Raw genomic sequence first — 11,752 nt, 5'->3', positions numbered from 1 at the left:
CGGCTTTCTTGGATGGACTGACGCAGCTCCTCGATTTCCCGCAGACGGGCGGCGTTCTCCTCGGCAGACTGGGTGCGGCTTTCTTGGATGGACTGGCGCAGCTCCTGGACGGATTGGCAGAGCTCCCGGATTTCTCGGCTGTTGGCAGCAGTCTGTTCAGCCGTCCAAGCCAGCAGTTGCTCTACTCGGTCTAAGCGGTCTTGGCTCTGACTATTCACCCTGATGCCTCGCCTTGTGAGTCTCTTGACAAACTGCAACCGATCATAAACGAAGTTGAGCTCTGCCAAACAGGATAGGGGGAATGGTCATTCCCAGAGCCGCCGGATTGGAGAGCGATGCAGCAACTGGTGGGCTTCGGACAGCAACTCCGGGATAGGCAGATGCTCTGGGCAGCGGGGCAAGCAGTCACCGCACTCGGTACAGCGGTCGGCAGGTGACCCCGGAAACCAATGCCCAGCTTGGCCGAACATGTTGTAGCGGTACCGAGCAAACTCCGTCATTTCGTGGGCAATGGCCAAGTTGCGCAAACGCAGCACTTCGGGAATGTGGATCCCTTCTGGGCAGGGCAGGCAGGCGTAGCACTGGGTGCAGCGGCTGGATCCCAAGCGTTCCTGCTCGGCTTGGCGCAACCGCTCCTGAATCTGAGGGCCATCCACCCACCAACGGTCGGGATCCTGTAAAGCCGACAAGGCCACCTGTAGCTCCTCAGGATGAGTGATGCCCAGGCTGAGGGTGTGAACACGGGGATCCGCCAGCAAAAAACGATAGGCAAACTCCAAGGGGCTGAAAGGTGCACAGCACTCCTGCAGGTGTTGGGGCGGGCGATAGAGCATTCCCCCTTTATCGGCAGGAGAAATGATGAACACGCCCATATCTTGCTGGGCAGCCGCTTCTAGGGCCGGTGCATTGCGCTGTTGGAAAAAGTGATAGTGCAAATTAACAAAGTCAAAGCATCCTGTCTGGATGGCCTGCAAAATTAACTCCAGGGATCCATGGGTGGAAAACCCAATGTGGCGCACCCAGCCTTCCTGCTGCATCTGCTGGAGAATCGGCAGCCCTTTCTGCAGCACCCACTCCAGGTGTTCCGGCAGGTTGATGCCATGAAAGGCAAATTGATCCAAGTAATCCACCCGCAGACGGCGCAGGGATCCCTGAAGCCGCTCTCGCAACCCATCTGTGGGAGTGAGTTTGCTGGTCAGAATCAACTGATGGCGTGAAAAGGGCAGGGTTTGCAAAATCTCGCCCAAGAGCACCTCGGCATGGCCATAAGCCTGAGCCGTTTCGATGTGGTTGATCCCTGCGGCTAGGGCTGCCTCAACGGTTGCCTGAGCTTGATCCCTGGGCACATTGACCAAGCGCATGCTGCCCAGAGAAAAAACCGAGACCAGCTGTTGGGTGCGCCCAAAGCGACGGTAGAGCATTGCGGCTGAGGTGATGCCAGCAACTCCCATCAAATCACCCCCCAGAGGCGGGAGACAGCTTCAGATGGCCGGGCACAGGCATGGTTTCCCTCAGGAGGGGTTTTTGCCCAGCAGTTCTGCCGCCAGCAGGATCGCCTGCTTGAGGCTCTCGCATCGGGCCACCCCTTGGCCGGCAATGTCGAAGGCGGTGCCATGATCGGGAGAGGTGCGAACAAAAGGCAACCCAATTGTCAGGTTGACTGCCCGGTCAAAAGCCAGCATCTTCACCGGGATCAAACCTTGATCATGATAGAGAGCCAAGTAGGCATCTGCCACAGTTGGGGATCCCTGGCCATGCCAGGCTTGCGCGGGAGCCAGCCACATGGTGTCGGGGGGAAGCGGCCCCCAAATTTGGGCGTGGGCATAGGTGCGCAGCAGCTCGGTCAGCCATTCTTTTTCCTCCGATCCCAGTTGCCCCTGTTCGCCGGCATGGGGATTCAGGCCGGCTACTGCAATCACAGGATCCCGGATCCCAAAGGTGTGGCGCAGGGATCCCACCAGCAAATCCAGCGCTGTCCGCACCCGCTCTGGGGTCAGCACAGTGGGCACCTGGCCGAGGGGAATATGGGTGGTGGCCAGCAAAACCCGCATCTGCCAACCGCTGTGGGGGGAACGGGCAACAAACATCATCCCGTAGTGCTCAGACCGACTCAGCTGGGCCAAAACTTCTGTTTGACCAGGGAACCGATGGCCGGCTCGATGCCAGAGATACTTGGCGATGGGCGCTGTCACGATCCCCTGAAACTCGCCCCGCAGCGTCTGTTCGACCGCCGTTCTCAGGTAAGCAAAACTAACCGCACCACTGTCAGCATCCCCTTGACCGACACGGCCAGGCTGCAACCAAAAGCCTGTGTCGCATTCCAGCATCGGGATCCCTGCCGGATGGGCCAATGGAGCCGGCGACCGATCTCTCAGCAGGCGATAGGTGGCTTCTAGAACCTGCCGATCCCCTACAACCGTGATGTGGGCGCAAGACTGCACCTCAGGATCCGCCAGCGCCTTGAGCACAATTTCCGGCCCAATTCCCGCGGGATCCCCCAAGGTCAGCGCCAGTTTGGGCCGTGGAATGCTCATGGTGTCTTTTCTTGAGAAGACGGACGATCCCCATGTTCCAGGGGAAAGAGAGTGCTGAGGAAAGCTGTGGGGAAGGTCGCCATCCCTTTGAGCAAGAATTCTGAGCTCAGCCTATCAAGTCAGCTGCAAGGGGATCCATGCCGGCAAAATGGTTTAATGAGGGTTTAGCGATATTGAACCTCTATGGCCGAGACATTCCTTTACAACGCCTTGCGTGCTGCCCTCGACGAAGAAATGGCCCGGGATCCCAACGTATTTGTTTTGGGAGAAGATGTCGGCCATTACGGCGGCTCCTACAAAGTCACCAAAGACCTGTATCGCAAGTACGGGGAGATGCGCCTGCTGGATACCCCCATTTGCGAGAACAGCTTCACCGGCCTGGCCATCGGGGCAGCCATGACCGGCTTGCGCCCGGTGGTGGAAGGGATGAACATGGGCTTTCTGCTGCTGGCCTTCAACCAAATTGCCAACAATGCCGGTATGCTGCGCTACACTTCCGGGGGCAATTTCAAGATCCCGATGGTCATCCGCGGGCCGGGCGGGGTGGGTCGTCAGTTGGGAGCAGAACACTCGCAGCGGCTAGAGGCCTACTTCCAAGCGGTGCCCGGGCTTAAGATCGTGGCCTGTTCAACTCCCTATAATGCCAAGGGCTTGCTCAAGTCCGCCATCCGCGACGACAACCCCGTTCTCTTTTTCGAGCATGTGCTCCTGTACAACTTGAAAGAAGATCTGCCAGAAGAGGAATACCTTTTGCCTCTGGACAAAGCCGAAATCGTCCGATCCGGCTCCGATGTTACCCTGCTCACCTACTCCCGCATGCGCTACCACGTGCTCAAGGCCGTGGACACTTTGGTGCAGCAGGAGATCGACCCTGAGGTGATCGATTTAATCTCGCTGAAACCTTTAGATATGGGAACCATTGCCGCTTCGGTGCGCAAAACCCATCGGGTGATTATTGTTGAGGAAGACATGAAATCGGGTGGCATTGGGGCGGAACTGACGGCTCGCATCATGGAAGAACTGTTCGATGAGCTGGATGCGCCGGTGGTGCGTTTGGCTTCGCAGGACATTCCCACCCCCTACAACGGCACCCTGGAGGCAGCCACCATCGTGCAACCTGCAGATATCGTGGCGGCGGTGGAGCAGCTCCTCTACGCGGATTAGAACCCCCAAAAATCCCTACAAAACAGCGCCGAAATCTATCTCCCAGCAACTTGCAAAATCCTCAGGGCAACCTTGCTAAGATTTCCATGGCAGGGATCCGCGAATATGCAAGGCGTACTGCTGATCCTCTACATGTTGGTTGTCAGTGGCCTGATTGCCGTTGTTGGGGATCGGGTGGGCTACCGCATTGGCAAAAAGCGCCTTACCTGGTTTAACCTGCGCCCCCGCCATACCGCCATTCTGGTGGCCGTGGTGACCGGCGTGAGCATCTCCGCCCTGACTTTGGGCACACTGCTGCTCCTCAACCGCTCTCTGTCGGAGGCCCTGTTCAGCTACACCAACCAAATTGCCCAGGCGGAGCAAGAGCTGCGGGCCCTCAACCGCCAAAAAGCCCTCTTGGAAGCGGAAAATGCCGCTCTCAGGGTTGAGCGAGACCACCTCAAGGTGGATCTAGATCAATTTCGCACCCAGCAGTCGGCAGCCCAAACCCGCCTGAGCGAAGTGCGCGATCAGCTGGCAGTGGCGCTGCAGGAGCGGCAGGAGGCGGAGGCCAAGCTGGCGGCAGCCAACGAGCAACTGGCCAAGGTGCAGCCCAGTTTGGATCGAGCCCATGCCGAGTTGGAGGCAGTGAAGGCAGAGGTGGAGTCGGCCCGCCAGGTGATCGCCACCCTGGAGTCGCAAAAACAAGCCCTGCAACTGGATCGGGATCAGCTGGAGCGCTCCCTGGATGTGGTGCAGGCGGCCTTAACCCAACTGGAGAACCAGAAAAACCAGCTTGAGCAGGAGATCGAGCAGCTCAACCAATTGGCGGTGCGGCTGCGGCGGGGGGAACTGGCCATCTTGGCGGGGGAAGTTTTGGCAACAGGAGTTGTGGAGGCTCCAAGAGGGGCAAAACCAGAGGCGATCCGGCGGCAGTTTGAGCACCTTTTGGCCCAGGCGGAACAGCGGGCCCTTGCCCTTGGATCCCAGCCCATGCCCCCTCTGGAAAACGCGATCTTGATCCGCCGCGAGGATGCCGATCAAGCCTTGGAGAAGTTGCAAGAGCCCGGTAGCTGGGCGGTGCGCATTCTCTCTGTTACCAACCGGCTCAAGGGGGAGCCTGTGCCTGTGCTCGTGCAGATTTACCCCAACCAGCGGATTTTCGCCAAGGGATCCGTGCTGGCCCATGGGGTGATTCAACCGGGTTTGAGCGAAAATCAGATCCAACAGCAACTGCTGGGGCTGCTGAACCAGGCCAATCAGCGCTCGCAAGAGGAGGGGCTTCTCTCCGATCCCATCACCGGCACCGTTGGGGAGTTCTCCCAGGTCAAGTTTCTGGAAGTTGTGCAGCATCTCCGCCAGAGCACCACCCCTCTGGATGTGAAGCTAGTTGCCGACACCGACATCTACACGGCAGGACCGTTGCGGGTGAGTTTTCTGATGGCGGAAGCTTCTGGTCAACCCGGCTCTCCTGGAGTTCAACAGGCGGGGCGCTCTGAAGGATGACGGATTCACTCCATTCGGCAAGGCTGAAGGGCCAACGAGTGCTGATCGGTTTCGACCCAGGGCGCGACAAGTGCGGCATAGCTGTGGTGCAGGTGCAGGCGCTTGCGCCAATGGAGCTGAGGGTTTTACACCGGGAGGTGATCCCTTCCGCGGCAGCGCTGTCTAGACTACAAACGCTCCGGCAACAGTTTCAAGCGGAGCAAGTGATCCTGGGCAATCAGACGACGGCCCAAGCCTGGAAGTCTCAACTGGAATCGATCCTCCCCCCGCAGCAGATTGTCCTGGTGGATGAGCGGCACAGCTCCCAAGAGGCCCGTCAGCGCTACTGGGATTTTCACCCACCGCAGGGATGGGAGCGGCTGTTGCCCAAGGGGATGCGGGTGCCCGCCAAGGCTTACGATGATCTGGTGGCTCTCATTCTGGTGGAGCGGTACTGTCGTGGGCGAGATACGGCTGAGCCGACGTGAGCTTCTACAGGGGATCCTGCTGGGGCTAATGGCGGCAGGATGTGGGGGGCCGGATGCACACCTGCCTCTTGTCGTGGCGCTCAAGCAAGGGATCCCCGCCAGTTTGCTCAACGAGTTTCGCCGCCGCACCCAGGCCCGCTTTCGGCTGCAACTGTTGGATAGTCGGGATCAGTTGTTGGCCTATCTCCGGCAAAGTGTTCAGCCGGCTGATCCGGCCTGGTGGGATCCGGGGGGATGGTTCCGGCGGCGGCTGCCGGTGGCGGCTTTGAGTTTGTTGGGGGCCGACGGATTGGATCGGGCCATTGCTGCCGGTTGGCTGGATCCGCTACCGGAAAGCCTGCTGGGAGAACGATGGCAGAATCTGGATCCCCGTTGGCAAGCTGCGGCACTCCGGGAGGGGCAGATTTGGGGTGTGCCCTGGCGCTGGGGGGTAACGGCCATTGCCTACCGCCGGGATCGGGTGAGGGAGCCCATTCGGGACTGGGCGGATCTGTGGCGGCCTGAGCTGGCCGGCAAACTGACTCTGCCGGATCATCCGCGGGAGGTGATTGGGCTAACCCTAAAGAAAATGGGCCGCTCCTACAACGATCCCCTCAACCCTGAGGATGTGGAATTACGGCAAGAGCTGGGATCCCTGCATCGCCAGGTTTTAACTTACACCTCTTCCGACTACCTGCCCATCTTGCGCTTGGCCGATAGCTGGGTGGCCGTGGGCTGGTCGCAGGATCTCTACGCCACCCAAGCCAACTACCCTGAGCTGGCAGTGGTGATCCCGGCCTCCGGATCCGCCATCTGGTGGGATGTCTGGGTGCGACCCCACGTCGAAGACAATGCCCACGAAGACAATGCCCACACAGAATCAACCCAGACAGATTCCGGATCCCTGTTGGCCGACTGGCTCGATTTTGTCCTGAATCCCGAATTTGCGCCTCGCTTGGTCAACCTGAGCGGGATCCCTTCGGTTTTGCCGCTGGATTTGGCTCAACTTGCCCCACGCCTGCAACGCAGAGCCGACTTGCAAATCTCCACTTGGCAACGCTCGGAGATCTGGCGCCCCTTGAGCTCAGCCGAAGCCGAGTCCTATCTCAACCTCTGGGATCAAATGCGGCGGGGCCTTTTGTAGAAACACAGCGAGCGCGAGCCCTCCACTCTGCAACACTTCGTCAAGGTCCGCAATGCTTCTGAGGAGCTGTGGTAGGATGCCTGCTGTCTGATGAGCCAGTTGCACTTGCATCGAGGAGAGCACCTTGAGTCTGAGAGTTGCTGTTGTGGGGGGCGGCCCAGCCGGAGCCTCTGCTGCCGAAGTTCTGGCCCAAGCGGGAATTGAAACCTTTTTGTTTGAGCGGAAGCTGGACAATGCCAAGCCCTGCGGGGGCGCCATTCCCCTCTGTATGGTCTCCGAGTTCGACCTCCCCGAGGGGATCATCGACCGCAAAGTGCGCAAGATGAAGATGATCTCCCCTTCCAACTATGAGGTGGATATCGCCCTCGAAAAAGAAAACGAGTACATCGGCATGTGCCGCCGCGAGATCTTGGATGCCTTCTTGCGCAATCGTGCCCACCAAAAAGGGGCGGAGCTGATCAACGGCAAGGTAATGCATCTGGAAATCCCCCAGAATGGCCGGGATCCCTACATCCTGCACTACAACGATTTTTCCGACGGATCGAGGCAAGGGGTGCCGCGTTCTTTGGCTGTGGATGTGGTGATCGGGGCGGATGGGTTCCACTCCAAGGTGGCAGAAGCCATTGGTGCTGGCGACTACAACTATGCGCTGGCCTTTCAGGAGCGCATCCGGCTCCCGGACGACAAAATGGCCTACTACGCAGAGCGGGCAGAAATGTATGTGGGGGACGATGTTTCTCCAGACTTTTATGCCTGGGTGTTTCCCAAGTCCAACCATGTAGCCGTGGGCACCGGCACCATGAGGGCAAACCAAGCCCACATCCAAAAGTTGCAAGCTGGGATCCGCGCCCGTGCTGCCGAGCGGATTCGAGGAGGCCAGGTGATCAAGGTGGAAGCCCATCCGATCCCAGAGCATCCCCGTCCGCGCCGTGTGGTGGGCCGTGCTGCTTTGGTGGGAGATGCGGCGGGATACGTAACCAAATCCAGCGGCGAAGGGATCTATTTTGCCGCCAAGTCAGGCCGCATGTGCGCCGAGACCATCGTCGAGACCTCCAACGGTGGGGCGCGCATCCCCAGCGAAGAGGATCTCAAGCTGTATCTTAAGCGCTGGGATCGCCAATACGGCCTGACCTACAAGGTCTTGGACATCCTGCAGCGGGTGTTCTACCGTTCCAACGCTACCCGCGAAGCCTTTGTGGAGATGTGCGCCGACCGGGACGTGCAAAGGATGACCTTTGACAGCTACCTCTACAAGACGGTGGTGCCCATGAGCCCTTGGGTGCAGTTCAAGATCACGGTCAAAACCTTGGGCAGCCTGATTCGCGGCAACGCTTTGGCTCCCTGAAGTAACCCTACTGCCACTGGAAGGTCACCGTAACGCGATCCCAGTTGGCCTCGGTTTTCAGCACACTGGCAGAGGCCCTTTGTCCGGGGGGCACGTCGCTGGGCTCAAACGCTGCCACTCGCGTATCGACAACTTCCTCCCCCCGGTAGAAGGTGAAGCGGGCGCGGGCGTTGAGAACCGTGCGGGTGCTGCGGTTGATCGCTTCCACGCTTAGGCGGCTACCGGCCCCCACTCGTTCTTCCCGAATGGATCCCACGATTACAAAATCTCCTGGGCTAGCGGCAGACTCGGCTGGGGTGGCGGTCGGAACTGGGGTGCCAGGCTGTGGGGCCGTCTCGCTTTGCTTGGGATCCGACTGCCTCAGCAGCTCCAAAACACGGGCCAACTCCTGCTGAAAGAAAACAAAGGCTTCCCGCGATTGGTTGGCCACCTGGGCCAAAATCAGTCGATCCGACTCCTCTACCGGAATTTCCAGGAGGGGAGCTGGCCCTTTTAGGGTGACTCGGATGCTGGCGACTTCTTGGTTGATGAACTTATCCAGGTAGGGAAAGATGTTGAGAATGCAATCTTGGAAGGATCCCATCGGCATGATGCGATTGTTGGTCAGCACCAAGTCGGCCCGCTCACAGCTAGTCCGATCCTCCATATCAATTTCCAAGGGCACCCGAAAGGAGCCGAGGCTGGTGTTGGTGATGGTAACCCCAATGCCGTACACCTCCTGCCGCCAGCCGTGAACGATCTCCAGGCTGGGGCTGGTGACTTCCTCGGTGAAATACTCTCCGGCCCAGGTCGGGGATCCCCACAGAGGCAGGGCCAGTAGCAGCACAGGGAAATGGCAGGTCAGTCTCCCCTTCACCTCAACCTTCCTTAACTCAACTCGCGGACTTTGGGGCAGAGCAGCGGTGTTTCTTGCTCCCCCGGGATGGCAATAGCCTAACCTAGGGCTGGCGCAAACCAGGGGGAGTCTTTAGAATAATCTTTCCAACAATAACGGCTTTGAACTTCATCCGCTCTGCCCAAAAATAACCCGGTGCCTATCTTCATCAAGCTGGGGGTTGCCTTGGCGGTGGATCCCAAGGGCCATTTTGTCGGGGCAGCGCCACCGGCTTTGCCGTTTTCCGCTGGGATCCCGTCTGCGATAGGATCAGAAAGTTCAGAAAGTGCCAAAATCCTAAGAGCCTCAGATCGAGTGCGACCGTGTTCCTCACCTTCTCAGCAGTATGGCTAGATCCTCAGCGTCGTGGCTCAGTCGGCTCTCCTTTTTGCGAGGGCTGATCTTCATCTTGGCCGTGGTGGTTGCCCTCGTTTACTTGGGCTTCAGCCGGGAGGTTCGCCTTGGCCTTGACCTCAAGGGAGGAACCCAGCTCACGCTACAAGCTGTGCCCACCGAGGAGGTGCCTGAAATCACCCCCGAAGTGATGCAGGGGGTAGAGGCCGTCATCCAGCAGCGGATCAACGGGCTGGGGGTGGCTGAGCCTCTGGTGCAGATCAGCGGCCAAGACCGCCTGTTCGTGCAGTTGCCGGGGGTGGCGGATCCGGATCGGGCCATTGCTCTCCTTGGAGATACAGCCCAACTGGAGTTTCGCAAGGGCTTGGTTCCCGTCGGCGCGCTGCCCCGCAACGAGCGGGGAGAGATAACAGCGGGGGAGGATCCGGATACTCTGTTTGAGCGGGTCGGCCTCACCGGGGATCTGCTGCGCAATGCCTATCCCCAAGCCCCTCGCCGCGGATCCCAGAGTTGGGAGGTGCTGCTGGAGTTCAAGCCGGAGGGGGCAGAAAAATTTACTCAGCTCACCCGAGATCTGGCCGGAACAGAACGTCCATTGGGCATTTTTCTGGACGACGTGTTGATCAGTGCCCCGATCGTGGGGCCGGAGTTTGCCCGCACCGGCATCACCGGCGGGACGGCGGTGATCACGGGCAATTTTACGGTGGAAACCGCCACTGACTTGGCGGTCAAGCTCAGGGCAGGAGCGCTGCCGGTTCCCATTCAGGTGATTGAAAATCGCACTGTCGGGGCCACTTTGGGGGAAGTGAGCGTGCGCCGCAGCCTCTATGCCGGAATCGGGGGCCTGGTGCTGGTTTTCCTCTTTATGGTGGCCTACTATCGCCTGCCAGGGCTGATTGCGGACATTGCTCTGCTTATCTACGCCCTCTGTACCTTTGCTCTCTTCCAACTGCTGGGGGTAACCATGACTCTGCCGGGGATCGCCGGCTTTATCCTCAGCATCGGCATGGCGGTGGATGCCAATGTGCTGATCTTCGAGCGCATCAAAGAAGAGTTGCGGGCCGGCAAATCCATCTACAAGTCCATTTCGGAAGGGTTTAACCGCGCCTTCAGCAGCATCCTGGACAGCAATGTGACTACCCTTTTGGTCTGTGGCGTGCTTTTCTGGCTGGGGATGGGACTGGTGAAAGGGTTTGCGGTAACCCTGGGCATTGGCATTCTGGTGAGCTTCTTTACGGCCATCACCTGCACCCGTAGCCTGCTCTTGGCGGCAATGGGGATCCCCAGCTTGCGCAAACCTGAGTTTTACGGCGTTCGGATGGAGACAGCTCAATCATGACGGCTCAAGAGCTATCCCCCGTAGATCCCGCCTCTCGGTTGCTCGACTATCGCTTCGACATTGTTGGACGGAGCAAGCTGTGGTTCAGCTTGTCCTTGGCGGTGCTGCTGGTGGGGCTGGTCAGCATGGCCTTTTCCCTAGCTTCTCTGGGAACCCCCCTGCGGCTGGGGTTGGATTTTTCCGGCGGCACTTTGCTGGATCTGAGCTTTGAGCGGCCTGTCACCACCGAGGAGCTGCGGCGGGCGCTGCAGGAACACAACCTGGGGAGCAGCATCATTCAACTGGACACCCAGACGGGCCAGGAAGCCCTGATCCGCATGCCCCCTTTGTCGGAGACGGAGCGCTTGGCCGTGGAAGCCACCCTGCGGCAGGAGGTTGCCCCCTTCCAGCGCAACCTGGTGGAGACAGTGGGCCCGACGGTGGGTCGTCTGCTCCTGCGTTCCGGCATCGTGGCCGTGCTTATCTCTTTCGGCCTGATTGTGGTGTATCTGGCCCTGCGCTTTCAGTGGGATTACGCGGTGTTTGCCATTGTGGCGCTGCTGCACGATGTAGTGTTGACGATAGGGCTATTTGCCCTTTTGGGCCTGACGGTGGGTATGGAGGCGGACAGCCTGTTTGTGGTGGCGCTGCTGACCATCATCGGCTTTTCCGTCAACGACACCGTGGTCATCTACGACCGCATCCGCGAGAATCTGCGTCTGGTGAGCCGCAAGGTCAGCCTGGCCGAGGTGGTAAACCTATCTCTGAACCAGACCTTTGCCCGCTCCCTGAACACCACCCTGACGACGATGCTGCCCCTAGTTGCCATCGCCATTTTCGGGGGAGCTACCTTGAAGGGGTTTGCCATTGCCCTGCTCATTGGCTTTACTTTGGGGGTGTATTCCAGCATTTTTATCGCCAGCCCCCTGTTGGTGTGGTGGCGGCAGCAGCGCTATGGCAAAAGTAGCGAAGATGCCCGCGCAGGCAGGGATCCCGATTCCCTTCCCTCTGAGGGCTAGGGCCTCGATATCGGAAGAATTGGGTCGATTGGGTGGGGATCTGTCGTTCGCGCTGAGACGGTGTCCTCT

10 protein-coding genes and 1 pseudogene are annotated in these 11,752 nt (G+C 59.3%); 7 read left to right on the top strand and 4 right to left on the bottom strand.

The features are described 5' to 3' along the window. From ACVWY8_RS13100 to pdxA, 3 genes and pseudogenes are all read right to left on the bottom strand, one after another. A pseudogene (locus ACVWY8_RS13100) lies at nucleotides 1–218 on the bottom strand (hypothetical protein); the annotation flags it as partial. A gap of 87 nt (nucleotides 219–305) precedes the next feature. After that, nucleotides 306–1,421, bottom strand: a complete 1,116-nt coding sequence (locus ACVWY8_RS13095; protein ID WP_457395502.1) for an aldo/keto reductase — start codon at nucleotides 1,419–1,421, stop codon at nucleotides 306–308. 90 nt (nucleotides 1,422–1,511) lie between these two features. Further along, nucleotides 1,512–2,534 carry a 4-hydroxythreonine-4-phosphate dehydrogenase PdxA gene (pdxA, locus tag ACVWY8_RS13090; protein WP_457395499.1) on the bottom strand — a complete coding sequence of 341 codons (1,023 nt, stop codon included), beginning with the start codon at nucleotides 2,532–2,534 and terminating at the stop codon, nucleotides 1,512–1,514. 183 nt (nucleotides 2,535–2,717) lie between these two features. Between pdxA and ACVWY8_RS13085 the strand changes: the two genes are divergently transcribed. From ACVWY8_RS13085 to chlP, 5 genes are all read left to right on the top strand, one after another. Then, the gene (locus ACVWY8_RS13085; protein WP_457395496.1) at nucleotides 2,718–3,698 is read left to right on the top strand and encodes a pyruvate dehydrogenase complex E1 component subunit beta; all 981 of its coding nucleotides are present in this window, start codon (nucleotides 2,718–2,720) and stop codon (nucleotides 3,696–3,698) included. Between the two features lie 105 nt (nucleotides 3,699–3,803). After that, nucleotides 3,804–5,183 (top strand): DUF3084 domain-containing protein, encoded by a 1,380-nt coding sequence (locus tag ACVWY8_RS13080; protein WP_457395494.1) that lies wholly within the window; start codon nucleotides 3,804–3,806, stop codon nucleotides 5,181–5,183. Further along, nucleotides 5,180–5,650, top strand: coding sequence for a pre-16S rRNA-processing nuclease YqgF (locus ACVWY8_RS13075; RefSeq protein WP_457395491.1), 471 nt, complete (start codon nucleotides 5,180–5,182; stop codon nucleotides 5,648–5,650). The genes ACVWY8_RS13080 and ACVWY8_RS13075 overlap by 4 nt, the downstream gene beginning before the upstream one ends. Further along, nucleotides 5,622–6,773: an extracellular solute-binding protein gene (locus ACVWY8_RS13070; protein ID WP_457395489.1), complete on the top strand. Its 1,152-nt coding sequence runs from the start codon at nucleotides 5,622–5,624 to the stop codon at nucleotides 6,771–6,773. The genes ACVWY8_RS13075 and ACVWY8_RS13070 overlap by 29 nt, the downstream gene beginning before the upstream one ends. Before the next feature lie 124 nt (nucleotides 6,774–6,897). After that, a complete protein-coding gene (gene chlP, locus ACVWY8_RS13065) occupies nucleotides 6,898–8,118 on the top strand; it encodes a geranylgeranyl reductase (protein WP_414331046.1) in 1,221 nt (406 codons plus the stop codon). Between the two features lie 7 nt (nucleotides 8,119–8,125). On the opposite strand, the gene ACVWY8_RS13060 is transcribed toward chlP, so the two are convergent. Then, nucleotides 8,126–8,974, bottom strand: coding sequence for a hypothetical protein (locus tag ACVWY8_RS13060; protein ID WP_414331048.1), 849 nt, complete (start codon nucleotides 8,972–8,974; stop codon nucleotides 8,126–8,128). A 364-nt stretch (nucleotides 8,975–9,338) separates the two neighbouring features. Between ACVWY8_RS13060 and secD the strand changes: the two genes are divergently transcribed. Together secD and secF are read left to right on the top strand one after the other, a co-directional pair. Continuing rightward, nucleotides 9,339–10,685 (top strand): protein translocase subunit SecD, encoded by a 1,347-nt coding sequence (gene secD, locus ACVWY8_RS13055; protein WP_011433357.1) that lies wholly within the window; start codon nucleotides 9,339–9,341, stop codon nucleotides 10,683–10,685. Next, complete coding sequence (secF, locus tag ACVWY8_RS13050) at nucleotides 10,682–11,683, top strand: protein translocase subunit SecF (protein ID WP_457395487.1); 1,002 nt, start codon at nucleotides 10,682–10,684, stop codon at nucleotides 11,681–11,683. The genes secD and secF overlap by 4 nt, the downstream gene beginning before the upstream one ends. Nucleotides 11,684–11,752: the final 69 nt, after the last annotated feature.

It is taken from the genome of Thermostichus sp. OS-CIW-32 (assembly GCF_054060415.1).
This window is presented reverse-complemented; position numbering and strand designations above follow the sequence as displayed.

Excerpts from the sequence above, each read along its gene's own strand:
- secD (WP_011433357.1), top strand. The coding sequence starts at position 9,339 with ATGGCTAGATCCTCAGCGTCGTGGCTCAGTCGGCTCTCCTTTTTGCGA.
- secF (WP_457395487.1), top strand. The coding sequence starts at position 10,682 with ATGACGGCTCAAGAGCTATCCCCCGTAGATCCCGCCTCTCGGTTGCTC.
- ACVWY8_RS13075 (WP_457395491.1), top strand. The coding sequence starts at position 5,180 with ATGACGGATTCACTCCATTCGGCAAGGCTGAAGGGCCAACGAGTGCTG.
- pdxA (WP_457395499.1), bottom strand. The coding sequence starts at position 2,534 with ATGAGCATTCCACGGCCCAAACTGGCGCTGACCTTGGGGGATCCCGCG.
- ACVWY8_RS13085 (WP_457395496.1), top strand. The coding sequence starts at position 2,718 with ATGGCCGAGACATTCCTTTACAACGCCTTGCGTGCTGCCCTCGACGAA.
- ACVWY8_RS13080 (WP_457395494.1), top strand. The coding sequence starts at position 3,804 with ATGCAAGGCGTACTGCTGATCCTCTACATGTTGGTTGTCAGTGGCCTG.
- ACVWY8_RS13095 (WP_457395502.1), bottom strand. The coding sequence starts at position 1,421 with ATGCTCTACCGTCGCTTTGGGCGCACCCAACAGCTGGTCTCGGTTTTT.